Source organism: Mesorhizobium sp. M7A.F.Ca.US.006.01.1.1 (assembly GCF_003997935.1).
Classification (GTDB): Bacteria; Pseudomonadota; Alphaproteobacteria; order Rhizobiales; family Rhizobiaceae; genus Mesorhizobium.
Map to the genome: position 1 here is coordinate 1 of NZ_RZQL01000092.1, position 24,408 is coordinate 24,408.

Here is a 24,408-nt window from a genome sequence, read left to right on the forward strand (position 1 = left end):
AGGCAGTTTGCCGCCCTCGATGGTCAGCACGGTGACGGCGACCGCCGCCAGCACCACCGCCGCGATCTGCAGCCGGTCGAGCCGCTCGCCCAGCAGCAGCGCGCCGACGACGACGTTGACCAGCGGGTTGATGTAGTAGCCGAGCGCGGTCTCGACGGTGCGGTCGACCGCGATCGCCCAGACATAGATGCCCCAGTTGACCGAGATCAGCGCCGCCGTCAGCGCGGCCATGGCGATGGTGCGCGGCGAACGCAGTGCCGCCTTGAAATCCGCCATGCGGCCGGCCCAGACCAGAACGGCGGCGGCGATCGGCACCGACCAGACAATGCGATGGGCAATGACTTCGGCGAGCGGCAGATGAGCGACCGCTTTCATGTAGAAGGGCAGCAATCCCCACAAGAGATAGGCGCCGAGCGCCAGCAGAAAGCCGCGCCGGGCCTTGGAATCTGCATCCAGGGTAATTGCTTCAGTGGCCATGGGCCAACGCTATGGCCCAGTCACCTTGGCAAGACCATCGCAAAGTTCTGATGGATCAATGGACTTTCGCTGATGGTTCAACCCTATTCGGCGGCCACCAGTCCGGCCATCTCGCGGTTCTTCATCAGCTTGTAGACGATGGAATCCATCAGCGCCTGGAACGAGGCGTCGATGATGTTTTCGGAAACGCCCACCGTCCACCAGCGCGCGCCGGTGCCGTCATGCGATTCGATCAGAACGCGGGTGATCGCCTCGGTGCCGCCATTGAGGATACGCACCTTGAAGTCGGCCAGCTCCATGTCGGCGATCTCGCCCTGGAATTTGCCGAGGTCCTTGCGCAACGCGATGTCGAGTGCGTTGACAGGGCCATGCCCCTCGGCCACCGACATCTTCTCCTCGCCGTCGACCACCACCTTGACGATAGCTTCGGAGACCGTCTTCAACTGGCCGTTGGCGTCGAAGCGGCGCTCGACCATGCAGCGGAACGAGGTAACGTTGAAGAACTCCGGCAGGCCGTGCAGCATCTTGCGCGCCAGGAGTTCGAAGCTGGCATCGGCGCCTTCATAGGCATAGCCCTCGGCCTCGCGTTCCTTGACCACGGATATCAGCGCGTCGAGCCGGTGATCGTCCTTCGGCACCTCGATGCCGCGGCGCCTCAGCTCGGCGAGGAAATTGGCCTTGCCGCCCTGGTCCGAGACCATGACACGGCGGCGGTTGCCGACCGTTTCCGGAGGCACGTGCTCATAGGTTGCCGGCTCCTTGGCCAGTGCGGAGGCATGGATGCCGGCCTTGGTGGCGAAGGCGGAAGCGCCGACATAGGGCGCCTGCGCTTCCGGAGCGCGGTTCAGGAGTTCGTCGAAAGCGCGCGACAGGCGCGAAATGCCGGTCAGCGCCTCAGTCGAAATGCCCGTCTCGAAACGATCGGCGAAGGCCGGTTTCAGCGCCAGCGTTGGTACGATCGAGATCAAATTGGCGTTGCCGCAGCGCTCGCCGATGCCATTGAGCGTGCCTTGGATCTGGCGCGCGCCGGCCTCGACAGCGGCGAGGGAATTCGCCACGGCCTGGCCGGTGTCGTCATGGGCATGGATGCCGAGATGATCGCCTGAAATACCCGATGAAATAACCTTCTCGACGATGGCGCGGACTTCCGACGGCTGCGTGCCGCCATTGGTTTCGCACAGCACCACCCAGCGCGCGCCGGCATCATAGGCGGTCCTGGCGCAGGCCAGCGCGTAGTCGGGATTGGCCTTGAAGCCATCGAAGAAATGCTCGCAGTCGACCAATGCCTCCTTGCCGGCGGCGATCGCCGCCTCGACGGAGGCTTTGATGGCGTCGAGGTTCTCCTCATTGGTGCAGCCGAGTGCGACACGGACATGGTAGTCCCAGCTCTTGGCGACGAAGCAGATGGCATCCGACTTCGACTGCACGAGTGACGCAAGCCCGGGATCGTTGGACGCCGACACTCCTGCCCGCTTGGTCATGCCGAAGGCGACGAATTTGGCGCGCTCCGTGCGCTTCTCCTGGAAGAAGGCTGTGTCGGTCGGGTTGGCGCCGGGATAGCCACCTTCGACATAGTCGAGGCCAAAAGCATCGAGCAGTTTTGCGATGGCGATCTTGTCCTCGACGGAAAAGTCGATGCCCGGCGTCTGCTGGCCATCGCGCAATGTGGTGTCGAAGAGATAGAGGCGCTCGCGGGTCATGGTCATTTGCCTGCAAACTTGTCCGTCGCCCTGATCAGCCGATCCAAAATCCCCGGCTCCGAATAAGCATGACCAGCGCCCTCGATCAGGTGGAAATCCGCCTTTGGCCAGGCCTTGTGCAGCGCCCAGGCATAGCGCGCCGGGCACGGCATGTCGTAACGGCCATGGACGATGGTGCCGGGAATGTCGCTCAGCCTGTGCGCGTCGCGCAGCAACTGCCCTTCCTCAAGCCAGCCGGCATGGACGAAATAGTGGTTCTCGATGCAGGCGAAGGCGACGGCATAGTCGTCGTGCCCAAACGGTCCGCTGGTCTCCGGCTCGGGCAACAGCGTGATCGTCTCACCTTCCCACAGGCTCCAGGCGCGGGCCGCCTCGATCTGCGCCTTGCGATCCGTGCCGACCAGCCGCTTGCGGTAGGCGGCCATCATATCGCCGCGTTCGGCCTCCGGGATCGGCGCCAGGAAGCGCTCCCATTTGTCCGGGAACATTTCCGAGACGCCGAACTGATAGTACCATTCGAGTTCCGCACGCGTCAGCGTGTAGATGCCGCGCACCACCAGCTCGCTGACGCGTTCGGGGTTTGTCTCGGCGTAGGCGAGCGCAAGCGTCGACCCCCAGGAGCCGCCGAACACCAGCCATTTGTCGAAGCCGGCCATTTCGCGCAGGCGTTCGATGTCGGCGACCAGGTGCCATGTCGTATTGGCTTCGAGCGAGGCGTTGGGCGTCGATTTTCCGCAGCCGCGCTGGTCGAACAGGATGACATCGTAGAGCTTCGGGTCGAACAGCCGCCGGTGTTTTGGGGAAATGGTGCCGCCCGGCCCGCCATGCAGGAACACCGCCGGCTTGGCGCCCTTGGTGCCGGAACGCTCCCAGTAGACCTGATGGCCGTCGCCGAGATCGAGCATGCCGGAATCGAACGCCTCGATCTCCGGATAAAGCGTACGCAATTGACTGCTCATAGTTGTAAACCTTTGGTCGGCCAGTCCGCTGTTTCATGGTCGGGGTGCTGGAAGGAGATGATGGATTCCTGCCTGTTATAGTAGTCGGGATCCTGGTGGACGGGTTGATCGAAGATCGTCTCTACCCAGGGCAGCCGCGCGGCATAGTTGATCTGGATCTGCGGGGCGAGGTCGGAGCGGTCGTCGAAGGCACCGATAGCGATCTCGAGTCCGCCGGGCTGTCGGTAGGTCAGCGGCGTGCCGCAGCGGGCGCAGAAACCTCGGTCGATGTTGATCGACGACTGGAAATAGCTCGGCTCCTCATGAGTCCATTCGACGCCCTCCCTGGGCACCGTCACCAGCGCTCCGAAGAACGAGCCGAACTGCTTCTGGCACATGCGGCAATGGCAGATCGAGGGACGGCCGAGCGCTCCATGAATGCGGAAGCGCACGGCGCCACATTGGCAGCCGCCGGTTCTCACCTGATCGGTCATGATTTTTCCTTTGGCGGCCATTGTTCGGTGTCGTGGTCCGGGTGCTGATAAGAAACGAGATCGGCCAGATAAGAGGCCGACGACACGTCGGCCATCGTCTCCTCGCCCGGTAATTGCGGGATCGTATCGACATAAGGCAGCTTTGCCTCGACACCCCATTGGATCAGCGGCACGATCTCCGCCGGATTGTCGAACGCACCGATGGCGAGGCCAACGCCGTCCGGCGCGGTGAAGGTCAGCGGCGTGCCGCAATCGGCGCAAAAACCGCGATCGACATGGTTGGAGGAACGGAAGTATTTCGGCTCGCCGCGCGTCCAGTCGAGCCGGGCGCCGCGCACCGAAACCAGCGGCGCATAGAACGAGCCGAACGCCTTCTGGCACATGCGGCAATGGCAGACCGAAGCGTCGCCGAGCGCGCCTTCAACGCGAAAGCGCACCGCGCCGCACTGGCAGCCACCCGTGTAGATCGGCCGGTTGTCGAGGCTCATCATCGCTCACTCCGGGGCATGGCAGACGGCTTCGACATTGTTGCCGTCGGGATCGAGGACGAAGGCGGCGTAGTAGTCCGGATGATAGTGCGGTCGCAGACCCGGCCCGCCATTGTCCTTGCCGCCGGCGGCAAGCGCCGCGGCATGGAAGGCTTCGACCTCGGCGCGGCTGCGCGCGGTGAAAGCGACGTGCTGGTGATCCCTGGGCTTTTCCTTGGCCGAACTCAGCCAGAACACCGGCCGGTCACGGCCATAGCCGCCGACCTTGGCGCCGCCGGTATATTCCAGCGGCACCATGTAAAGCAGTGAGGCACCAAGCGGCACCATCGCCTTGTCGTAGAAAGCCTTCGAAGCGTCGAAATCGGCAACCGTGATGCCGAGATGGTCGATCATCTTTTTACCTCCCAGGTGGTGATGCGTTCGCCTGTGACCGGGTCCTTGCCGTCCTTCAACTGTATCCCTTGAGCCAGCAGTTCGTCGCGGATGCGGTCGGCTTCGGCCCAGTTCTTGGCGGCGATGAATGCGAGACGCTTGGCGATGGCCTTGGCGACGTGGTCTTCATCAACCTTCGCCGACGCGACATCGAAACCGAGGAACGGCAGCGACGCCTTCAGGGACGCAGCGGCATCGTTGCCGTCCGCTGCTTCGCCGGCCAACTGGGTCAGGACCTGGAAGGCGGCATAGGTGGCAAGATCGTCCGACAAGGCGTCGATGATCTCCACGGGCACCTGCCCCGCCGTCGCCGGCGCGAGGTCGGCCCCCCGCTTCCATTTGCGCAGGGTGTTCTCGGCCTCTTCCAGCTTGCGCACGGAAAAGTCGATCGGCTCGCGATAATGCGTCATCAGCATCGCCAGCCGCAGCACCTCGCCCGGCCATTTGCGGCCGCCAAAGGTCTCGGTCTCCAGCAGTTCGTTGATCGATAGAAATTGCCGAGGCTCTTCGACATTTTCTGGCCTTCGACCTGCAGGAAGCCGTTGTGCATCCAGATATTGGCCATCATTTCGGTGCCATGGGCGCAGCGCGACTGGGCGATCTCGTTTTCATGGTGCGGGAAGATCAGGTCGAGGCCGCCGCCATGGATGTCGAAGACCTTGCCTAGATAGGCGGCCGACATCGCCGAGCATTCGATGTGCCAGCCCGGCCGACCCCTGCCCCATGGCGAATTCCAGCCCGGCTCCTCCGGTGACGACAACTTCCAGAGGACAAAATCGCCGGGATTTTTCTTGTGCGCGTCGACGGCGACGCGGGCACCGGCCTGCTGCTCGTCGAGATTGCGCTTCGACAGCTGGCCGTAGTCAGGCATCGACGCGGTGTCGAACAGGACTTCGCTCGCAGCAACATAGGCATGGCCGCGTTCGATCAGGCTTTGAATCAAGGTGATCATGTCGACCTTGCCGTCGGCGCGGGGCTCGACGAATTCGGTGGCGCGCGGCTCGACCGTCGGCTCCAGGCAGCCAAGAATCGCCACGTCCCTGTGGAACTGGCCGGCGGTCTTTTCGGTGACCCGCCTGATCGCCTCATTCAGCGAAAGCGTGCCGGAAGCGATCTCACCGCCGAAATCGCGCAGAGCGCGCGCGTTGATCTTGTCGTCGACGTCGGTGATGTTGCGCACATAAGTGACGTGCGTCTCGCCATAGACTTGGCGCAGCAGGCGGAACAGCACGTCGAACACGATCACCGGCCTCGCATTGCCGATATGAGCAAAGTCGTAGACGGTCGGGCCGCAGACATACATGCGCACGTTCAGCGGATCGATCGGCACGAAATCCTCTTTCGTCCGCGTCAGCGTGTTGTAGAGGCGCAGGCCCTGCGATGCGTCAGACATTCGTGCCTTCCCGGTTCAGAACTCAATTTGACGAAGCCAGCCTTGCGACACGCAAATCAGGCTCCAGCCTGCTGGCCGGGGCGTTTGTCCAATCTGGGGAAAGATGAGGCGAAAACGTCCGGACCAGCGCGAGGCTAGCCAATAATGCAAATGCCACAAATGGCGAAAGACGTTTTCATGGGCGGCTTTATCGCCTTGGCTTGTGTTGCCGTCAAGTCGCAAGTTTCGGCAAAAACGTCACTGGATCACAGGTAATGATGCACTGAAACATTTTATTAAACATGTCGGCACAGTCATGAAACATTCGTCGGCTAGATCAGCAGGCGTCACGATTTGGTCAGAATCGGCCATCAAACGCAGACACGAAAATGTTACCTGGGAAGAGAGACATGCCCCGAACCAAGCAGGAAGCCAACCGCGCCAAGCAGCCGGCGCTCGCCAACCACTATCGCGCAATCGGCCCGGCCGCGATCGTCGCCGCCCTCCTCCACACCGCGAAGAAGAAAAAGCCGGCGCAGAAGATCGTTTCGCCTCGCGCTGCCTGAAGCGGTGTGCGGCCGGCGCCAAAGGCGCCAGCCAAAAATGACGCAGACATGCGCCGCTGAAGAACAGTTCAGCTAGAACAGCGTCATCTGACTGTCGTCCGCGCCGGGCTTCTGGCGCTTGACCTTCTCGGGCTCCGGCCCGATCTCGCCCCGCTCCTGAATTTCCGACCCGGTGTTGGCGACCTTGTTGACGAGGTCGGAGACGGGAATCGCCTCGAAGAAATCGAGTTGAGCCGGCCGCAACAGGTCGGCGACATCGCGCGGCTCGAGCGTGCGGCAATCCAGCCAACGGGCGAAATCCCTGATATCGATCACCACCGGCATGCGGTCGTGGATATGCGCGATGTCGGCATTGGCGTTGACGGTCAGGATCGCGCCGGTGTCCATTTCCGAACCGCCGGGCTCGGCATAGGTCTCGATCAGTCCGGCGAAGGCGACCAGCCCGCCGTGCCGTGGGCGTATCCAGTAAGGCTGGCCTTTCTTGCCGCCGGTTTGCCGCCATTCATAAAAGCCGGAGGCCGGCACCAACGCGCGGCGATGGCGCATGGCGGCCTTGAACGACGCCTTTTCGGCAGCCCCTTCGGAGCGCGCGTTGAACAGCAGCGGAAACTCGCGTGTATCCTTCACCCAGGTCGGGATCAGCCCCCAGCGCACCAGCATCGACTGCCGGTCCGGCAGATTGGAGCCCGGCGCCCGCGGCGGGCCGGCGACCGCCATCAGGATCGGCTGCGTCGGCGCGATGTTGTAGCGCGCCGGGAAATCCTCCAGTTCGGCCAAGCCCAGCAGGGCGGCGGTCTGGTCCGGCGTCGCGGTCAAGGCAAAACGTCCGCACATGGTCGATTGGCGCCCTTCGAATGGTTCGGCCGAATGGTTCAGTTTGAAAGTGGCGATGCAACCAGCGTTGCGCAACCGCTAAAGCTTGCCCATGCTGGGCGGTCCACAACAGACCTGCCTACACACCTGATCGGGAATCCATGAACGAAGCGCGCAAGATACTTCCGGCAGTCTCGGTCGCCGTCGTGCGGGCGGACACCGTGCTTCTGGTCAAGCGAGCCCGGCAACCCTCGCAAGGGCTCTATGCCTTTCCGGGCGGCAAGGTCGAGCCCGGCGAAACGCTTGAGACAGCAGCACAGCGCGAACTGCTTGAGGAGACCGGATTGCGAGCCACCGATTACCGCCCGCTTCGGGAAATCCACATCGACGGCAGGGATGACGACCATCCGGTCGATTATCTCCTCACTGTCTTCGGCGCCGCCTACGCCGGCGGCGAGGCCGTAGCCAGCGACGATGCAGAGACGGCGGCCTTCTATACGCTCAATGAGATGGCGGCATTGCCGCTCGCCGGTTCGGTGTTCGCCGTGGCCGAGGACTTGTTGGACCCGGACGGAGACGACGGACCGAAGCCCTGAAAACCGCCTTGCAGGCGACAAATTGTTTCGCCACAAAGACTTATCCTGTTTGGCGGAGCCACGCCGTTGGGTAGAGAAGGCTTATGAACCGTCCATTCATGCTCCTCGTCGTGTGTCTCGCCGTCAGCGCGACCGTTTCGATACGGCCCGCGCTCAGCGCCGATTCGCCGTTCGAGCCCGGGTTGATGCGGCTGGCGGAGGTTCTGGGCTCGCTGCATTTCCTGCGCAATCTGTGCGGCGAGAAGGGCGACCAGTGGCGTGTCGAGATGACAAAACTGCTCGATTCGGAAAATCCGGACGCCGAGCGGCGCGCCCGCTTCATCGCCAGCTTCAATCGCGGCTACCGCTCCTTCGGCGGCACCTATACGAGGTGCACGCCCTCGGCGACCGAAGCCATCAGCCGCTACATGAAGGAAGGCGAGACGCTGTCTCGCGATATCGCCTCGCGTTACGGCAACTAATGCATGTCGCCCAAAAGTGGCCCCGGTTTTGGCGACATGCATAAAACAAAAAACTAAAGCGCGGTGCCTGGATCCGTTCAAAACGCGACGCGCTTTAGGCACTCGCTCATCAACAACTATCCGGATCATTGCTGGGCACAGCCGATATATCGGCTTGTGCCAGCAGATATCTTGGTGCAATCCTCATGTTGCACTTCTGCAACAGTGTTAACGAAACCTTACCGCGCGAAAGCGGAATTAACTCAAACTGAAGGTTTTCGCCCCGCAGGCCGCCCCAATCGGCTAAGTTTGACTCGAGCTGAACGCAGCTTCGCACAAGGCAATAGGGCTTTGTAAAAGACGATCAAAAAAATGTCGTATTTACAAATACTTAATTGTCACTGCGTGTGAAATGAACAGATCAGGCCTGATCCACATCGACGGATCGCTGCTTGAAAGGGTGGACATTCGCTTATGGAACATGGTGTCAACGACATCGACGCGCTGGTCAGGGAAGAAAAACGCCTGACCGCCGTGGAAAGCCACAGCGAGGCCTGGGCGGAAGGTCTCTCCGCCGGGATAGAGCCCGAGATCATTGCCGAAGCAGCGCTCGAAACAGCCTTCGGCGAGATGTTGCGCGCCAATGGCGAGACCTCAGCCCTTGCCCTGCTCGACCGTATGCGTGAAAAGGTGATTGCTGGCGCCTTCGAACCTGAACGGCTGCGGCACTGAACCGACGTCCGGTTCTTTGACGGCAATATGCCGCTCGGGCGTCATGCCCGTAAGCAGGGAGAAACGGGCAGTGAGTTTTTCGATGTCAGGCAAGCCGGGCGGCTTGGTCCTTCGCATCTCTTTCGCCGCTTGCTGTGCCGCGATCCCCCTGGTTGTGTGCCTCGCGAGCAGCCCCGCCTATGCGCTGAGCGAAATTAAGCGCGAAGAGCTCCCTCCGACAGTCACGCCGCCGGCCGACGACGACATATCGCCCCCCGGAAGCACTGTGCCAATGCCCAACCCGGTCGGAACACCGCCGCCGGCCAGCCAGCCGACTGCTCCTGCCGAAGCCGAGCCGGACAGTCCGGCGGATGGCGGCGTGACCAGACCGCGCGTCGATCCGGACACACCGGTGCCCGAGGTCATCTACGATCTCGGCAAGCTGCCGGAGCCAGTGCGGCGCATGCATGATTTGATCGTCGAAGCCTGCAAGGGCGGCGATATCGAAAAGCTGCGGCCGTTGATCGGCACGGGCGACAACACAACGCAATTGTCCCTAACCGACATTGACGGCGATGCCGTCGCCTTCCTCAAGGGCCTCTCGGGCGACCCAGACGGTCAGGAAATCCTGGCCATCCTGGAAGAGGTACTCGATGCCGGTTATGTCCACCTCGATGCCGGCACGCCACAAGAGCTCTATGTGTGGCCGTATTTCTTCGCCCTACCGCTGGACAAGCTGGACGCCAAGCAGCGGGTCGAGCTGTTCAAGATCGTCACCGCCGGTGATTTCGACGACATGAAGCAGTTCGGCGCCTATATTTTCTATCGCGTCGGCATCACGCCCACTGGGCAGTGGACATTCTTCGTCGCCGGGGATTGAGTGCGGCTCTTCCCACCCTACCGGGGCAAGGGGGCCTAGCGGGGCAATGCCTCAGAAAATTCCACCGCCCTACCCTGGCTTGGCGTGGCGATCTCGCCTTCCCACATGACGCGGCGGCCGCGAATGACGGTGCCGACCGGCCAGCCGATCACTTCTCTCCCGTCATAAGGCGTCCAGCCGGCTTTCGAGCCGGCCTGCGCATTGGTGATGGTCTGGCGCCGCTTCATATCGACGATGGTGAAGTCGGCGTCGTAGCCGGCAGCGATGCGGCCCTTTCTCGCCATGCCGAAGATGCGTTGCGGGCCGTGACTCGAGAGGTCGACAAAGCGCTGCAAGGTCAGCCGGCCGGCATTGACGTGGTCGAGCATGATCGGCACCAGCGTCTGCACGCCGGTCATCCCCGATGGCGAGGCCGGATAGGGTTTTGCCTTCTCGGCCAGCGTGTGCGGCGCGTGGTCGGAGCCGAGCACATCGACGATGCCTTGCGCAATGCCATGCCAGACGCCGTCGCGATGGCGCGCGGCACGCACCGGCGGGTTCATCTGGATCAGCGTGCCAAGCCGCGCATAGTCGTCGGCGCTCAGCGTCAAATGATGCGGCGTCGCCTCGCAGGTTGCGACATCCTTGTGTTGTTCGAGGAACAAGATCTCCTCGGCCGTCGAGATGTGCAGGACATGGATGCGGGCACGGGCATTTCGCGCGATGCGTACCAGCCGTTCGGTACAGCGCAAGGCGGCGATCTCGTCGCGCCAGACAGGGTGCGATGCCGGGTCGCCTTCGATGCGTTCACCAAGGCGCTCGCGCAGCCGGAACTCGTCTTCCGAATGAAAGGCGGCGCGCCGGCGTGTGTTTCTCAGGATCGACGCCACGCCCTCGTCATCCTCGACCAGCAGGTCGCCAGTGGACGAGCCCATGAAAACCTTGATCCCGGCCGCACCCGGCAGCCGCTCGAGCTCGCCGACATCCCCGGCGTTTTCGCGCGTGCCGCCGACCCAGAAGGCAAAATCGCAATGCATGCGCCCCGTGCCGCGCCGGACCTTGTCGGCAAGCGCTGTCTCGCTGGTGGTCAGCGGATTGGTGTTGGGCATCTCGAACACGGCGGTAACGCCGCCAAGCACGGCCGCGCGCGAACCCGTTTCCAAATCTTCCTTGTGCTCCAGTCCCGGCTCGCGAAAGTGCACCTGGCTGTCGATGACACCCGGCAGGACATGCAGGCCGCCGCAGTCGATCGTCTCGCCGGCCGAGGCCTGGCGGAGATCGCCGATGGCAGCGATGCGCCCGTCCTTCACGCCGATGTCGCGAGCCCCTTCGCCGTCATGGTTGACCACTGTGCCGCCTGTCAGGATGAGGTCGTAGATCATGGCCATGCTCTCTTGCGGGGGGAGTGCCAGCGGCTTACGTAAAGGCCGACCGTTTTGCAAGATCAGGTTGCTTTTCCGCCCATGCCCTTTGCCCAGCTCAAAGACCGCGCCCTCATTTCCGTGTCAGGCCCGGATGCCGAGCATTTTCTGCAGAACATCCTGACCACCGATCTCGACATCCTGGCTCCCGGCGAAGCCAAACCCGGTGCGCTGCTGACGCCGCAAGGCAAGATCCTGTTCGATTTCCTGATCTCCCGTACCGGCGAGAATGCATTCCGGCTCGAATGCCGTGCCGACATATCGGACGATTTCATACGCCGGCTGACGCTCTACAAACTGCGCGCCAGGGTCGAGATTGCCAAATCCGATCAGGCGTTTGTCACCGTCGCATGGGGACATGAATCAACACCCTCACAATCTGATTCAACGGTGGCCGCCGACACACGCTTTCCGAAGGGTGCCGTCACGCGTTCCTACGGCGAAACAGCTGAGCGCAGCGATCTTGCCGCGTGGCAAGCCTTCCGCATTGCCGTCGGCATTGCCGAAAGCGGCAGCGACTACCAACTCGGAGACGCCTTTCCCCATGACGTGCTGCTGGACGAAACCGGCGGCGTCGGCTTCAAGAAGGGCTGCTATGTCGGCCAGGAGGTCGTCTCGCGCATGCAGCATCGCGGCACGGCCAGGCGGCGCGTGCTGATTGCATCGGCCGACAGGCCCCTACCCGCGCCCGGCACCGAGCTAACCGTCGCAGGCAGGCCGGTTGGCACGCTCGGCTCGACTGTCGACACGACCGGTCTGGCCATTGCGCGCATCGACCGGGTCAAGGCGGCGCTCGACGCCTGCCAACCGATCATGGCCGGGGACGTTCCGGTTACGCTGGCCATTCCCGGTTGGGCAAAATTCGCCTTCCCGCAGGAAGCCGTCAGCGCGGAGGAGGCCTGATGGCGGCCGACCGCGTCGGCGCGCCGGCACGCGCCTGGCAGCGCATGCTGTCGGGCCGCCGGCTCGACCTGCTCGACCCTTCGCCGCTCGACATCGAGATTTCGGACATTGCGCACGGGCTTGCCCGCGTTGCCCGCTGGAACGGCCAGACCAGCGGCGAGCATGCCTTTTCGGTCGCCCAGCACTCGCTGCTGGTCGAAGCGCTGTTCTGCGACCTGGTGCCCGAGGCTTCAGCCGACGCCCGGCTGGCGGCCCTGCTGCACGACGCCCCCGAATATGTCATCGGCGACATGATCTCGCCGTTCAAATCGGTGATGGGCGGCAGCTACAAGGATTGTGAGTTGCGGCTGCAGCGCGCCATCCATCTGCGTTTCTCGCTGCCGCCGGAACCAAGTGCTGCGCTGCGCAAGGAGATCAAGCGCGCCGACCAGATCGCCGCCTATTTCGAGGCAACGCTGCTCGCCGGCTTTTCGACCGCCGAGGCGACCGAGTTCTTCGGCCGTCCGCGCGGTTTCAATGCCGACCGCTTCGATTTCACGCCACGCTCGGTGACCTGGGCGCAGAACGCGTTTCTGAAACGGTTTTCGGCGATCGAGACGTCGCGGCATCAGGTTTCGGCGACCGCAATCGGCTAAAGCGCGTCGCGCTGAAACGGATTCATGCGCCGCGCTTTAGGTCTTTGTTTTATGCATGTCGTTTCCCCCAAAACCGAGGTCACTTTTGGGCGACATGCATTAAAACGCTAAATTAACCGGCGGCGACCACAGTAGCGCGTTCGATCACGGTTCGCAGGCGCGCTCATGCCCGTCGCTGATGCCAAGGATGGTTCGGCCGTCCCGAAACGGGAGGCCGAAGGCATGGACCGCTCCCGTCACATGGAAGACGAACTGCGCGAGCAGAACCAACGCTTTTCGGCTGCCGTCGAGAACATGTCGCACGGCCTGTGCATGTTCGACGCCGACGAGCGGATGATCATCTGCAACGGCAACTACCTAAACATCTTTTGCCTCGACGCCAAGGTGATACGTCCCGGCATCCGGTTCCTCGACATTCTGCGCCACAGCGTCGACATCGGCGTCGCCTCGCAAACCGCCGACGAGCTCTACGCCATCCGCAAGCCCTATATCGATCAGGCAAAGCCGTCGACCTACGAAGAAACACTGTCGGATGGCCGCATCGTCAGCATCTCGCACCGCCCTCTGGCTCTGGGCGGCTGGGTGTCGATCTATGAAGACATCACCGAGCAGCGCCGCGCGCAAGAGGATCTCAAGGAGCAACACCGCCGCTTCGACGCAGCGCTCGCCAACATGTCGCAAGGCCTGCTGATGTATGACGCCGACGGGAAGATGATCGTGCGCAACGGGCGTTTTCTAGAACTCTACAACGTCACCGCGGCGGACTTCCCGCTTGGAACGACGCACCGCGACGCGCTCGAACGATTGCTGGAGCTTGGCATCTATACGAAGATCGATGTCGACAGCGAAGTCGCCAAGACCGAGGCCTGCCTGGTGGCGAAAAAAATGCATTCGGCCTATCGGCATCTTGCCGACGGCAGGACGGTTCTGGTCACCCGCCAGCCGATGAGCGGCGGCGGTTGGGTGGCGACCTTCGACGATGTTACGGAGCGCCGCCGTACCGAAGAGCGCATGACCCATCTTGCGCATCATGATATGCTGACCGGACTGCCCAACCGCTCGATGTTTCGCGAACGGCTCGACCTTGCGCTGGAGGACACGGCGGCCACGCCGCTGGCGATCTTCTCGCTCGATCTCGATCGCTTCAAGGCGGTCAACGACACCTGGGGACATCCGGCCGGCGACTGGCTGCTGAAGAGCGTGGCCGAGCGGCTGCAGCGCTGCCTGCATAATGAAAACGACGTCGTTGCCCGCTTCGGCGGCGACGAATTCGTCATCATCCAGTTCAATTTCAAGGGCATTGCCAGTGCTGAAAAACTCGCGAAGCGCATCGTCGAGACGATCGGAAAACCGTTCCGCGACAAGAGCCGCGAGATGCATATCGGCATCAGCCTGGGTATCGCGGTTTTCCCCGACGACGGCGGAGATGCCGACACGCTGCTGAGGAACGCCGATACAGCGCTTTACCGGGCGAAGAGCGAAGGGCGCAATCTGTATCGCTTCTTCGAACCCGGAATGGACGCAATGGTACAGGCACGGCGTGCGCTGGAGGTCGATCTTGAGACAGCGCTGCCGCGCCAGGAATTCGACCTCGATTTCCAACCCATCATGAACATCGCCTCCGGCGAGATCGTCGGCGCGGAAGCCTTGATGCGCTGGCATTCCCCAGAACGCGGCATGGTGGCGCCGGACAGCTTCATTCCTGTCGCCGAGGAAACCGGATTGATCGTGCCGCTTGGCGAATGGGCGCTGAGGAAAGCCTGCACGGCGGCGGCACGCTGGCCCGCCGGCCTGCGCGTCGCGGTCAATGTCTCGGCCGTACAACTTAAAAGCGGCAGCTTCGCCCGCAGCGTCATCTCGGCTCTCGCCTTTTCCGGCGTACCCGCCGGCCGGCTGGAACTGGAAATCACCGAAACCGTGCTGATGGACGAGAGTGAAGCCGTGCTGAGGACACTGCGACAGTTGCGCGACTTGGGCATCCGCATCGCGCTGGACGATTTCGGCACCGGCTATTCGTCGCTCGGCTACCTCAGGCGTTTTCCTGTCGACAAGATCAAGATCGACCGTTCGTTCATCCACGACCTGGGCAATCGCGACACCGCGGCGATCGTTCGCACCGTCATTGGGCTGGGCGCCGAGCTTGGCGTCACTGTCACCGCCGAGGGGGTCGAGACCGAGGTGCAACTCGACATCCTCCGCGGCAATGGCTGTACCGAGGCGCAGGGCTTTCTGATCGGCGCGCCGTCAACGCCGGCCGAGATCCAGCGTCTGTTGAGATCCCGGGCGCCGCACAGCCAGACCGGCTGAGGCCGGCCATCGTCAATGCAGCGTCTCGATGTACTTTTCGTGGAAGCTGACATAGCCGGGCTCGACCACCTTGAGATGCCGCTCGATCAGCGCATGAAACCGCGGCAGTTGATGAAACGGCACGCCGGGATAGGCATGATGCTCGGCATGGAACGGCATGTTCCACGCCAGCTTGCGGACGAGCCAGTTGGTCAACGTGGTCCTGGTGTTCTCCAGCATGTTGGCGACGAACGGGCAACGGCCGTGCTCGGCCAGAAGATAGAGACGCAGAAACGGTTGTCCCAACAGCGCGGGCAAGATCCAGACATAGACAAGCACCGAGAGCCGGAAATAGACGGCCAGCAGAAGGACCACGGCGTAAAAGGCAATCATGGCGCGTGCCTCGATGCGCACCTTGTCATAGCCCTTTGGCGGAACGTAGCTTTCGCGACCACGGTCCGCCGCGTTGGCATAAAGCGTCTTGAGGTGGCCCCACCATAACGGGATGCCGGATACGTGGACGAGGTATTGCCGCCATGTCTCCGGCTTGGGGAACGCCAGTTCCGGGTCATTGTCGGGATCTTGCGTGTATCGATGGTGGGCAAAGTGGAAGTAGCGGAACCAGTCCGCCGGCAGCGCGATCGGCAGGCTGCACACCCGTGCCACGGCATCGTTCAGCCATTGCGTTTCGAAAGCCGTACGATGAACCGTCTCGTGCAGCAGTGTGAACAGGAACACGATGAGGATACCTTGCGGCAGCATCAGCAGCGGCCAGAACGGCACCTTGGCGGCGATCAGCGATCCGACGATCACGATCGCGCCCCAATGAGCGGCAAGCTGAACGAGGCCCGCGGCATCAGACTTGGCGGTCAGCCGGTTGCGCTCTTCCTGCGTCAACGATGAAATTACGTCGCGATGATCCACGGGCTTCGATCCAGACTTGGATTTGATGAACCCACTGTAGCGCATGAAAAATCTTTCCAAAAACGACGATTCCTGCGATTTAGATAAGCTGATCTTATCTGTTTGGTGATCATGGCCGTACTTCCCTCTCTCAAAGGACTTCAGGCCTTCGAGGCCGCCGCCCGTACAGGCAGCTTTGCGGGGGCGGCGGAAGAGCTTTCTGTATCGGCCGCCGCCGTGAGCCAGCTCATCCGCACCGTCGAGGAGCAGATGGACCGCAAGCTGTTCCATCGCGTCAACCGGCGCGCCGTACTCACCGAGGCCGGCGTCGAGATGCTGCCCAGGCTGACCATGGCCTTCCAGGAGATCGGCAGCGTCGCGCGGCAGTCGGGCGGCGATGCGTTCCGCCCGCGCCTTGTGGTATCGGTGCCGCCATCCATGGCCATGGGTTGGCTTTCGCAGCGTCTCGCCGGTTTTGTCGCAAGCCATGGCGCCGTCGACATATCGCTCAGAGGCGACGACGACCCGGTGCCGTTCGACCGTGAACTGATCGACATCAGGCTCTCCTATGGGCCGCATTATCGCGAGCACCCGACCGAGGATATCGTCCAGGACGCGGTCTATCCCGTGTGTGCACCCGGGCTGGCCGGCACGATCAAACCCGAAGGCCTCGCCAGCCTGCCACTCATCCACACCGGCTGGGGACCGACCGGTGCGTCCTTTCCGTCCTGGCACAACTGGTTCGAGGCGGCCGGCATCGAACCCGGCCGGGCAGCGCAGCGCGGCCTCTCGGCCAACTCATCGCGCGCCGCACTCGACCTTGCCATTTCGGGATTGGGCGTGGCGCTGGCGCAAGGGATCTACTGTGCCGAGGCGCTGGAAGACGGCCGGCTTGTCAGGCCCCTCGCCCAGGCACTGGAGCTGCGCCAGCCCTATTGCCTGACGATCCCGGAGCGCAGCGCCAGGCGCGATGTCGTGGCGGCGTTTCGCCAGTGGCTGATCGACGAATGCCGGCGCGCGGTCGGCTCGCCGGCACTGCGTTGACGTGACACGCGGCGATGGTCAGAGGTGTCCGCTCAATGCCTCAGCCATGTCCTTGTTTGCCGCCACGGGGATGATCTCGAATTCCACCAGATCCGCCCATTCGATGACCCAACGCTGCAGCAGCGTGACGTCATCGGCCTCCACCAGCAGGAAGCAGCGGCTCATGTCCGCCGCGATCCAGCTGTGGTGCACGCGAAGCTCGTCCGGTTTCAGGCGGCCGCGGTCGCGAAAGCGGCGATAGATCTCCTTGCGATCACAGCCTGTGAAATCCTCTATCACGATAAACTGCATGTTCTACCCCCGATCAAATTACCGCCCCGGCCGGTCCAGCCGCTCCAGGAACCACTGCGTCAGCCGCACCCAGACCTCGTCCTTCTCGCCGGAATCCTCCCAGCCATGGTCGAGGTTGGGATTGTCATTCACCTCGATGACGAAGACGCCGTCCTTGGTCTCCTTGAGGTCGACTCCATAGAGCCCGTCGCCGATGCAGCGCGCCGCCTTCACTGCCGTCTCGACGACATGCGCCGGCGTTTCCTTCAGCGTGAAGGTCTTGATACCGCCCTGGTCGGGCTTGCCGTTGGCCTTGTGGTTGACGATCTGCCAGTGCTTCTTGGCCATCAGATAGTGCACGGCAAACAAGGGCTGGCCGCCGAGCACGCCGACACGCCAGTCATATTCGGTCGGAATGAATTTCTGCGCGATCAGAAGGTCGGAATCCTCCAGCCATTCGGTGGCGAGCGTCTTCAGTTCCTCGAAGTTGGCGCATTTCTTGACGCCGCGCGAGAACGACGAATCCGGGATCTTCAGCACCAGCGGAAAGCTCAGCGTCTGCGCTGCCAGTTCGAGGTCCGAGGTGCCGGCGATTATCACCGTCGGCGGCACCGGGACCTTGTTGTAGGCCATCAGCTCGTTGAGATAGACCTTGTTGGTGCAGCGGATCATCGACAGTGGATCGTCGATCACCGGCATGCCTTCCTGCTGGGCGCGGCGGGCGAAACGATAGGTGTGGTTGGAGATCGAGGTGGTCTCGCGGATGAACAGCGCGTCGTAATTGGCAAGCTTGGCCAGGTCCCGCTTGGTGATCGGCTCGATTTCGACGCCCATCTTCTCGGCGATCTTGGCCCAATAGCGCAGCGACGAGATCTCCGACGGCGGCAATTCCTCATGCGGGTCGACCAGCGTGGCGAAGGTGTAGCGCGCCGGCGTGCGGCCCTTGGTGTCGCGCCATTCCCGGTTGGTGTAGGTTTCCAGGCACTGGATGAAGCTTTTTTCCTCGTCCTCGGTCATCCGCGCCAACGGATGGAAGCCGATCTTGCGGATCGAGGCCCATTCGGCGCTGTCCTTGATGTGGACTTCGAGCGCCGGTGCGCGGAACCAGTCGAACAACAGCTTGGCGAAACGGTCCCAGATTTTCGACGGCCCGATGCCGAAGAAGATGCAGACCTTTTGCGGAAAGGCGCCGCCAATATCCTTGCGGCATTTGTTGAGCGCCAGTTCCAATTCCGGCAGCGCGTGCTCATAGAGCTTGCGTTCCGACAGGTCGATCATCGTCTCGACTGTCGGGATCACCTTGTGGCCGCGCGAGCTTGCCAGCAGCGACGCATAGTAGCCGCGGCTCTGGTAGGCGTAATTGTTCGACAGGTTGATGACCTTCGGCCGTTGGCCGCGAAACAATGACGGATGCGCGAGATAGTCACGATTGGTGATAATCTTGTGCGGTGTCGCCACCTGGTCGAGATCGCTCTGCCTGCCGGTAAGGATGACCCAGGTCATTATCTGTCACGCTTTCCCAGAGTGATGGCGGCACGCAGTCCATCGCGACCGAACTGCGCCATGTTCATGAAGATGCCGTAAGGCACGGGAATGTTGGCTGCATCAAGGATGGTCTCCTGCCTTTCATCCTCGACCCAAGGGTCGTGGATCAGGATATGGTCGCCGTCATCGCCGATCGCCAGCACCCAGTGCGGCACCTTCTTGCCGAACATCAGGAAGCCGCTGATCAGCACCAGCACCAGCTTTCCCCCAGCGATCGCAGCGCGGATATCGTCGATTGTGAATGCACGGTAATTCACCGGGATGCCGTAAAGTTCCGCGCGTCGGCGAAAGTCGACCTGGGCCAGTTCCATCACCCTGCGCTTGTCCTCACTGCGCACCGATTGCAGGAACAGCGCGCCATAGAAGGAAACGTAGATCTCCACCGCGAGCCCGCTTTCGTAGCCCGAGACAGCGAGGCCGAACGGTTCGCAACCACCGGGACCCGACATCATGAAGACGGTCGTCGCTTCACGCCACAGGCGGATTTCCATGACCGGATCCGGCACGAAGCCGCGATCGAAATTGGCCATCGCCATCATCAGGCAGCACGGGCCGCAGGTGAATTCGCAGGTCTGCGGGTAGAACGGCACCTTGGTGGCGATCGGAATGTCGCCACGCAAGGTCTTTTCGTAGCGAAGTGCCGTTTCGCCATCCTCATAGTAGCCGGGCTCGCGGCCGATCTTGCGATAACCGGCCCGTTCGTAGATGCGGATCGCGCGGCTGTTGTCCTCGCGAACTTCGAGACGCAGCATCATGCGGTCGTGCTCGAAGGCGGCATCTTCGGCGGATCCGAGCAGCATGCGGCCGACACCCAGCCCGCCGAAAAACGGACTGGTCGCAATCGAGTAGAGGCGCGCCACGCCGCTGCCCTTGCGAAACAGAACGATCGCATAGCCGGCCACGCGGCCGTCGACTTCGGCGACCAGCGTCTCGGCGGTTTCACGCTCGATGAACAGTCGGAAGGAGCGGCGGGAAATACGGTCGCTTGAGAAAACAGCTTTCTCAATGGCGGCGAGATCATCGACGTCAGACGCGCGGGCCGTGCGGATCTCGGCAGGCATGCGGCTTCAGAAAACCTCGATTGGTGGTGGAAATGGCCCTACTCGAACATGTCCTTGACGCCAACCAGGGCGTTGGGAAAACCGGCGTCCACCTGGGCGCACGAAGTCCGCTCCACCACCTTGAATCTTCGCCTCGTGTTCCAAAAACCGTTTCCGATTTTCGGGGCGATGCGACGGCATTCATCAAGCGCTATCGCACCTCGATTAGGGCCGAATTGTGACAAATCCGACGCCGGCCCGACGGGCGCAAAAGGTCCTCCGGCCGGATCAGCATTCGCGGATCGATGGCACCGGCAAAAGCGATGCCGTTCAGCTTGCCAGCCCGTTTACAAGTTGCGTGTAGGCGCTCCTCGCTACCTCGGCCAGCCGCTCGCGCGGCAAGGAGCCGACCACGGCGCAGCCATAGCCCTTGTCCAGCCAGTAGACGGCCTCGGGTCCGTCTTGTGCGGCGGCGTAGGTGCCCTTGGCATTCTCCGTCGATTCCGTGGTGACGAACAGCGAGATACGCTGCCCATTGCCGTCCTCGTAAAGCAGCATGGCGGCCTTGCTCTCGCCTGCCGGCAACAGCCGGCCGCCGACCAGCTGGAATCCGTCGGCGGTCAGGTCCGGCGCCACCAGCTTCAGCCCTACACGGTTGGACAGCCAGGTCTGCAGATGGTCCTTGTCGCTGGCCGGCACCTCGACGGCATGCCGCTTTTCGGCGGCATAGATGACATGGGCCGCGATTGCCTGCTCGGCCAGCCGATCTTCCGCCGAGTCCTCCTGGCCGATGCCATCGATGCCGGCAAAATAGCCACCAAGTCCGCCGGTGACCAGAAGCACGGCGGCAGCAGCGGCAAGCCACCAGCGTGAGTGTGGCACAGATGCCCTGACCGGCACCTCGCCAAGCACGACCTTGCGCAACCGCGCAGGCACGGCTTCGTCCAGCACGTCGGCGAAGGCGGCACGCAGCGCCGCCCGGTCGGCGGTGAAACGGGCGCTCTTGGCCTTCATCTCGGGATTGGCGTCGAGCCAGGCATCGTAGGCCGAGCGCTCATCGCTGGGCAGCTCGCCATCGAGCGCCATGTGGATGTCACGTTCGGAAAAGTCGCGGCGGATCATTTCTCGACGATCCTTATCGCGCGGCGGCGCGCCGTGTCGTCCAGCAACCCGCGCAATTCCTCACGCCCGCGCGCAATGCGCGACATCAGCGTGCCGGCAGGCACGCCCAGAATGTTGGCGGCTTCGGCATAGGAAAAACCTTCGATGGCAACCATGACAAGGGCCGCGCGGCGGTCGGGGCTGATCGCCTGCAATGCGTCGATGATCTCGCGCGAGGCAATGTTCTCCACCTGCTCGGCCGGCTGGGCAACGGTCTCGCCCGCCTCCAGCGGCAGCATCGCCGCCTCGCCGCGGCGGTTCACCTTGCGCATCTGATCGATGAACAAATGATGCATGATCGTAAACAGCCACCTCCTGGGGCTTTCTCCTGTCTGCCAATTGTCGAGCCGCACAAGCGCCCGCTCGAGGCAATCCTGGACAAGGTCGTCGGCTGCGTCGCGGTCGCGCAAAAGCGATCGCGCGTAACGGCGCAGGCGCGGTATTTCGCCAAGGATTGCTGCCTTCTTCTCGTCCATGACCGCTGGTTTCGGGGTCGCCCTTGTTGATACCGATTGAACGCGCCTTCCGGGCGCGGCGCAAGCGGCCAGCGCGAAGCGGTCCGCCGCTCCGGTCACCCAAGCAATGAGATAACGAGCCCATTGGCCGATTTATTCCCGGTCGGGGTGAAATCTTATTGTTCTTGCTTGCCTTTATCCGTTTTCCTTCGCCGCCCGTGTCAAAAGCCGCTGATAGAACAGGCCGATACCGATCAGAACCGCGCCGAGGCCGATGAAGGATAGCGCCCGGAGTACGCCTTCCAACTCCGACATGTCGAAGATGAAGACCTTCAGCACGGCGATCGCGATCAGCGCGGCCGAAGCGATGCGCAGCACCTGCGATTTCAGCCAGACGCCGGCTGTGAGCAGCGCAACGCCAATCACCAGCCAGAGCGCCGAATAGGTATAGGTTTCCAGTTGGCCGAGGCCGCTCCACAAGCCGATGAACTCGCCCTTGAACAGGCGCCTCACCGACAGCGTGGCATAGGCGAAGGCAAGTGCGGCAGCCACCACGGCCAGCATCTGCGCATACCATTTTGGCCGCTTGTCCCTGGCGTAGAGCGCCAGTCCCCCGGCGGCGACCGCCGGCAGGAGATAGGCGAGGAACAACAGGTTGAACACCGGGATGCGGCCGGTCGATTCGTCTGTGAAAAGCGGGTTCAGCACCACGAAGTGCCGGATGACGATGAAGCCGACGGAGATTACGCCGACGGCCATCGAACCATAGCGCAGCACCGAGCTTGGCGAGCGCATGTCGATAGCGACCAGGATTGCGCCGGCACCGATGGCGATCAGGGTGTAGATCGACTGTTCGGCGAGCGTCATGGCACCCGTGTCGATGACGCCGCCGTGCATGGCGTGGCGCACCAGTATGGCGAGCGTGAGCAGCGCAAACAGTGCCGCTGCCGCCTCCATGGCAAGGCGCGGCCGGCCATTCGTGGTGCGCGCAAGCTGCCAGGCGGCAAAGCCGAAGGCCAGCGCCGGCACGCCGTAGCCGGGCAACAGCCAGTTGAACACCGGCGTCGTCGACAGGAACCCGGCGCCGACAATGGTCGGGTCGAAGGCGACACGGCCAAGCACCGCGATCACCGCGCCGACCGAAATCCAGCCGAGCACCGGATAGACGCGCCAGCGCGTGGCCAGCGCCGGCACGACGGCCGCCGCACCGAGCAGGATGGTGGTCCAGCCGGAATCGAAAGCCATATGCATGAGCAGGAGCCCGGCGACGGCCGCGCCGCCCAGGGCAAACGACACCGCGACACCGCCCTTGAGCGGCGGCTCCTCGGCCCGCGCGATCCACTCGCCGCCGGCAGCGAAAACGACGACCAGGAGTGCCGCAACGGCGGCGTAGACAAAATCACGGTCGAGATTGCCGAAGGTGAACCAGAGCGCCAGCAGGATGACCAGAGGGACGATGACGCCCCACGCTGCCCATGAGGCCGCGCGGATTTGCATCCCGGCGGCAAACCTCCGTGCCGCCCAGAAGCCGGCGCCGATGAAGACCAGGCCGAGTGCGATGCCGATGGGCAAGGTCAGCGCATTGGACGTGGCCACCGGCAGTCCGTCGACGCCCAGGGCACCGCCCGAAAAATCGGAAGCGATCGAGGTTGGCGGGATGATGCCGAGATAGATCAGCACCGTGACCAGTCCCGCGGCATAGAGGAGCGGCAGCGCCAGCGGACGATAAAGCGCGACGACCACCATCGCGGCGATCACCACGGCGCCTGGCAAGGCATAGCCGGCGGCAGCGAAGGCCGGGTCGACCGACAGGCCCAGCGCCGAGAATGCGACGAACAGGCCGGGTACGATGAACGGCCAGTCGAAAGCCCTGGCTGGTCCGGTTTCGTCGTCACGGCGAGCGAGCCAGACAAGGGCGAGCACGGCCAGTGTGACGGCGTCGATGAACAGGATGGCAGAGAGGTTCGCCCCCGGTGCATCGGTCATATAGAGGATGGTCCAGACACCGGTGCCGAAAAAGGCGGCGGCCATCAGTAATTTCCAGTCGCGCATGCGGGCGATGACGCCGGTCGCGGCTAGCACGATCGCGAGATAGCCGAACAGCGCCCAGGGATTGGGTGCCTGCGAGGCGACCAGCACCGGCGTCACCATGGCGCCTATCAGGCCGATGCCGGCCAGCGCCTGACCATGGACCAGGGCGGCCGCGATCGTCGCCACGCCGATGACGCCGAGCAGCGTGAAGGCGACTGCCGGGCCGATGAAGCCGTAAATGCCATGTGCGGCATAGACGGTGCCGAACAGGATGAAGGCACCGGCCGCAGTCAGGATCGCTGGAATATAAGCGCCGGCCGCCCCTTGCACCGGCACCTTGAAGCCGGTGCGGCGGATGAATTCGCCGCCGGCCACCAGCACCAGGCCGAGCACGCCGGCCATGGTCAGCCGCACGCCGGGACCGAAAATACCTGCCTCGATGGTGTAGCGGATCAGGAACAGGCCGCCCAGCGCCAGCGCGATGCCGCCGACCCAGACCGCCCAGCGCGTGCCGAGTGCCGTTTCGACGTCGGATTGGCGGGCGGCTTTCGCTGCGGCGGCCGGCGCGGCAGGTTCCGCTGCTTTCGATGCCGCCTCGCTTGGCGCCCATGGGCCGGACACGACCTCACCGGTCGGGACTTCCGTTTCTGTAGCTGGCGCCTGTGCTGCGACCGGCTCGCTTGTCGCTGGCGAGGGAATGTCGGCCGCTGCCGCTACGGCTGGAGCCACATCGGCGGGCACGTTGTCGGCCACCGTCTGTTCGGAAGGTTTGGTCGCCGGTGGTACGGCTCCCGAGAGCACAAGGCTGCGCAGCGCGCCAAGCTCGCG

Annotated in this window: 24 protein-coding genes and 1 pseudogene; 9 read left to right on the forward strand and 16 right to left on the reverse strand. The window is 63.1% G+C overall.

The window, feature by feature from the left end; translation table 11 throughout:
- The 7 genes and pseudogenes from EN943_RS17455 to cysS form a co-directional block, all read right to left on the reverse strand.
- The coding region (locus tag EN943_RS17455; protein ID WP_164778231.1) for an EamA family transporter at nt 1-477 on the reverse strand (477 nt) is incomplete at its 3' end.
- Nucleotides 478-560: 83 nt separating this feature from the next.
- Nucleotides 561-2,183 (reverse strand): citramalate synthase, encoded by a 1,623-nt coding sequence (gene cimA, locus EN943_RS17460; RefSeq protein ID WP_206522778.1) that lies wholly within the window; start codon nt 2,181-2,183, stop codon nt 561-563.
- Nucleotides 2,180-3,136, reverse strand: coding sequence for a prolyl aminopeptidase (pip, locus tag EN943_RS17465; RefSeq protein WP_127413810.1), 957 nt, complete (start codon nt 3,134-3,136; stop codon nt 2,180-2,182). The genes cimA and pip overlap by 4 nt, the downstream gene beginning before the upstream one ends.
- Nucleotides 3,133-3,609: a GFA family protein gene (locus tag EN943_RS17470; protein ID WP_127413812.1), complete on the reverse strand. Its 477-nt coding sequence runs from the start codon at nt 3,607-3,609 to the stop codon at nt 3,133-3,135. The genes pip and EN943_RS17470 overlap by 4 nt, the downstream gene beginning before the upstream one ends.
- On the reverse strand, nt 3,606-4,097 hold the full coding sequence (locus EN943_RS17475; RefSeq protein ID WP_127413833.1) for a GFA family protein: 492 nt from the start codon (nt 4,095-4,097) through the stop codon (nt 3,606-3,608). Before EN943_RS17475 ends, EN943_RS17470 begins: the two co-directional genes overlap by 4 nt.
- Before the next feature lie 6 nt (nt 4,098-4,103).
- Nucleotides 4,104-4,490: a VOC family protein gene (locus EN943_RS17480; RefSeq protein ID WP_127413814.1), complete on the reverse strand. Its 387-nt coding sequence runs from the start codon at nt 4,488-4,490 to the stop codon at nt 4,104-4,106.
- Nucleotides 4,487-5,922, reverse strand: a pseudogene (gene cysS, locus EN943_RS17485) (cysteine--tRNA ligase). The gene EN943_RS17480 and the pseudogene cysS overlap by 4 nt, the downstream one beginning before the upstream one ends.
- Before the next feature lie 389 nt (nt 5,923-6,311).
- Here cysS and EN943_RS17490 point away from each other — a divergent pair.
- Entirely contained in the window at nt 6,312-6,467 is a 156-nt protein-coding gene (locus EN943_RS17490; RefSeq protein WP_013532562.1) for a hypothetical protein, read from the forward strand.
- 72 nt (nt 6,468-6,539) lie between these two features.
- Here EN943_RS17490 and EN943_RS17495 read toward each other — a convergent pair whose 3' ends face one another.
- Nucleotides 6,540-7,301 (reverse strand): SOS response-associated peptidase, encoded by a 762-nt coding sequence (locus tag EN943_RS17495; protein ID WP_127413815.1) that lies wholly within the window; start codon nt 7,299-7,301, stop codon nt 6,540-6,542.
- 140 nt (nt 7,302-7,441) lie between these two features.
- Between EN943_RS17495 and EN943_RS17500 the strand changes: the two genes are divergently transcribed.
- The 4 genes from EN943_RS17500 to EN943_RS17515 all read left to right on the forward strand — a co-directional run bounded on the left by EN943_RS17500 (nt 7,442) and on the right by EN943_RS17515 (nt 9,907).
- Nucleotides 7,442-7,876 carry an NUDIX hydrolase gene (locus EN943_RS17500; RefSeq protein ID WP_127413817.1) on the forward strand — a complete coding sequence of 145 codons (435 nt, stop codon included), beginning with the start codon at nt 7,442-7,444 and terminating at the stop codon, nt 7,874-7,876.
- 83 nt (nt 7,877-7,959) lie between these two features.
- Complete coding sequence (locus tag EN943_RS17505; protein ID WP_127413818.1) at nt 7,960-8,337, forward strand: TIGR02301 family protein; 378 nt, start codon at nt 7,960-7,962, stop codon at nt 8,335-8,337.
- 453 nt (nt 8,338-8,790) lie between these two features.
- Nucleotides 8,791-9,048 carry a hypothetical protein gene (locus EN943_RS17510; RefSeq protein ID WP_008874920.1) on the forward strand — a complete coding sequence of 86 codons (258 nt, stop codon included), beginning with the start codon at nt 8,791-8,793 and terminating at the stop codon, nt 9,046-9,048.
- Between the two features lie 70 nt (nt 9,049-9,118).
- Entirely contained in the window at nt 9,119-9,907 is a 789-nt protein-coding gene (locus EN943_RS17515) for a hypothetical protein (RefSeq protein WP_164778233.1), read from the forward strand.
- 35 nt (nt 9,908-9,942) lie between these two features.
- Here EN943_RS17515 and EN943_RS17520 read toward each other — a convergent pair whose 3' ends face one another.
- Complete coding sequence (locus EN943_RS17520) at nt 9,943-11,274, reverse strand: dihydroorotase (protein WP_245475881.1); 1,332 nt, start codon at nt 11,272-11,274, stop codon at nt 9,943-9,945.
- 75 nt (nt 11,275-11,349) lie between these two features.
- Between EN943_RS17520 and EN943_RS17525 the strand changes: the two genes are divergently transcribed.
- The 3 genes from EN943_RS17525 (at nt 11,350) to EN943_RS17535 (ending at nt 15,152) form a co-directional block, all read left to right on the forward strand.
- Entirely contained in the window at nt 11,350-12,210 is an 861-nt protein-coding gene (locus EN943_RS17525) for a folate-binding protein YgfZ (RefSeq protein WP_127413821.1), read from the forward strand.
- A complete protein-coding gene (locus EN943_RS17530) occupies nt 12,210-12,845 on the forward strand; it encodes an HD family hydrolase (RefSeq protein ID WP_013532569.1) in 636 nt (211 codons plus the stop codon). Before EN943_RS17525 ends, EN943_RS17530 begins: the two co-directional genes overlap by 1 nt.
- Before the next feature lie 165 nt (nt 12,846-13,010).
- Nucleotides 13,011-15,152: an EAL domain-containing protein gene (locus EN943_RS17535; protein WP_127413823.1), complete on the forward strand. Its 2,142-nt coding sequence runs from the start codon at nt 13,011-13,013 to the stop codon at nt 15,150-15,152.
- 12 nt (nt 15,153-15,164) lie between these two features.
- On the opposite strand, the gene EN943_RS17540 is transcribed toward EN943_RS17535, so the two are convergent.
- A complete protein-coding gene (locus EN943_RS17540; protein ID WP_127413837.1) occupies nt 15,165-16,055 on the reverse strand; it encodes a fatty acid desaturase family protein in 891 nt (296 codons plus the stop codon).
- Between the two features lie 111 nt (nt 16,056-16,166).
- Here EN943_RS17540 and EN943_RS17545 point away from each other — a divergent pair, with 111 nt between their 5' ends.
- Nucleotides 16,167-17,078 carry a LysR substrate-binding domain-containing protein gene (locus EN943_RS17545; protein ID WP_127413824.1) on the forward strand — a complete coding sequence of 304 codons (912 nt, stop codon included), beginning with the start codon at nt 16,167-16,169 and terminating at the stop codon, nt 17,076-17,078.
- 18 nt (nt 17,079-17,096) lie between these two features.
- On the opposite strand, the gene EN943_RS17550 is transcribed toward EN943_RS17545, so the two are convergent.
- From EN943_RS17550 to EN943_RS17575, 6 genes are all read right to left on the reverse strand, one after another.
- Nucleotides 17,097-17,369 (reverse strand): DUF3303 family protein, encoded by a 273-nt coding sequence (locus EN943_RS17550; protein ID WP_127413826.1) that lies wholly within the window; start codon nt 17,367-17,369, stop codon nt 17,097-17,099.
- Between the two features lie 18 nt (nt 17,370-17,387).
- Nucleotides 17,388-18,851 carry a RimK family protein gene (locus EN943_RS17555; protein ID WP_127413827.1) on the reverse strand — a complete coding sequence of 488 codons (1,464 nt, stop codon included), beginning with the start codon at nt 18,849-18,851 and terminating at the stop codon, nt 17,388-17,390.
- A complete protein-coding gene (locus EN943_RS17560; RefSeq protein WP_127257394.1) occupies nt 18,851-19,954 on the reverse strand; it encodes a peptidase C39 family protein in 1,104 nt (367 codons plus the stop codon). The genes EN943_RS17555 and EN943_RS17560 overlap by 1 nt, the downstream gene beginning before the upstream one ends.
- A 309-nt stretch (nt 19,955-20,263) precedes the next feature.
- Complete coding sequence (locus tag EN943_RS17565; protein ID WP_127413829.1) at nt 20,264-21,055, reverse strand: anti-sigma factor; 792 nt, start codon at nt 21,053-21,055, stop codon at nt 20,264-20,266.
- On the reverse strand, nt 21,052-21,570 hold the full coding sequence (locus EN943_RS17570) for an RNA polymerase sigma factor (RefSeq protein WP_127413831.1): 519 nt from the start codon (nt 21,568-21,570) through the stop codon (nt 21,052-21,054). Before EN943_RS17570 ends, EN943_RS17565 begins: the two co-directional genes overlap by 4 nt.
- Before the next feature lie 174 nt (nt 21,571-21,744).
- Nucleotides 21,745-24,408 (reverse strand): DUF2339 domain-containing protein (locus tag EN943_RS17575; protein WP_164778234.1); only part of this gene is annotated, 2,664 nt, incomplete at its 5' end.

Bases quoted from the DNA above. Each gene is read 5' to 3' on its own strand.
- cimA (WP_206522778.1), bottom strand. From the start codon at position 2,183: ATGACCATGACCCGCGAGCGCCTCTATCTCTTCGACACCACATTGCGC.
- pip (WP_127413810.1), bottom strand. From the start codon at position 3,136: ATGAGCAGTCAATTGCGTACGCTTTATCCGGAGATCGAGGCGTTCGAT.
- EN943_RS17470 (WP_127413812.1), bottom strand. From the start codon at position 3,609: ATGACCGATCAGGTGAGAACCGGCGGCTGCCAATGTGGCGCCGTGCGC.
- EN943_RS17475 (WP_127413833.1), bottom strand. From the start codon at position 4,097: ATGAGCCTCGACAACCGGCCGATCTACACGGGTGGCTGCCAGTGCGGC.
- EN943_RS17480 (WP_127413814.1), bottom strand. From the start codon at position 4,490: ATGATCGACCATCTCGGCATCACGGTTGCCGATTTCGACGCTTCGAAG.
- EN943_RS17490 (WP_013532562.1), top strand. From the start codon at position 6,312: ATGCCCCGAACCAAGCAGGAAGCCAACCGCGCCAAGCAGCCGGCGCTC.
- EN943_RS17495 (WP_127413815.1), bottom strand. From the start codon at position 7,301: ATGTGCGGACGTTTTGCCTTGACCGCGACGCCGGACCAGACCGCCGCC.
- EN943_RS17500 (WP_127413817.1), top strand. From the start codon at position 7,442: ATGAACGAAGCGCGCAAGATACTTCCGGCAGTCTCGGTCGCCGTCGTG.
- EN943_RS17505 (WP_127413818.1), top strand. From the start codon at position 7,960: ATGAACCGTCCATTCATGCTCCTCGTCGTGTGTCTCGCCGTCAGCGCG.
- EN943_RS17510 (WP_008874920.1), top strand. From the start codon at position 8,791: ATGGAACATGGTGTCAACGACATCGACGCGCTGGTCAGGGAAGAAAAA.
- EN943_RS17520 (WP_245475881.1), bottom strand. From the start codon at position 11,274: ATGGCCATGATCTACGACCTCATCCTGACAGGCGGCACAGTGGTCAAC.
- EN943_RS17525 (WP_127413821.1), top strand. From the start codon at position 11,350: ATGCCCTTTGCCCAGCTCAAAGACCGCGCCCTCATTTCCGTGTCAGGC.
- EN943_RS17530 (WP_013532569.1), top strand. From the start codon at position 12,210: ATGGCGGCCGACCGCGTCGGCGCGCCGGCACGCGCCTGGCAGCGCATG.
- EN943_RS17535 (WP_127413823.1), top strand. From the start codon at position 13,011: ATGCCCGTCGCTGATGCCAAGGATGGTTCGGCCGTCCCGAAACGGGAG.
- EN943_RS17545 (WP_127413824.1), top strand. From the start codon at position 16,167: ATGGCCGTACTTCCCTCTCTCAAAGGACTTCAGGCCTTCGAGGCCGCC.
- EN943_RS17550 (WP_127413826.1), bottom strand. From the start codon at position 17,369: ATGCAGTTTATCGTGATAGAGGATTTCACAGGCTGTGATCGCAAGGAG.
- EN943_RS17555 (WP_127413827.1), bottom strand. From the start codon at position 18,851: ATGACCTGGGTCATCCTTACCGGCAGGCAGAGCGATCTCGACCAGGTG.
- EN943_RS17560 (WP_127257394.1), bottom strand. From the start codon at position 19,954: ATGCCTGCCGAGATCCGCACGGCCCGCGCGTCTGACGTCGATGATCTC.
- EN943_RS17565 (WP_127413829.1), bottom strand. From the start codon at position 21,055: ATGATCCGCCGCGACTTTTCCGAACGTGACATCCACATGGCGCTCGAT.
- EN943_RS17570 (WP_127413831.1), bottom strand. From the start codon at position 21,570: ATGGACGAGAAGAAGGCAGCAATCCTTGGCGAAATACCGCGCCTGCGC.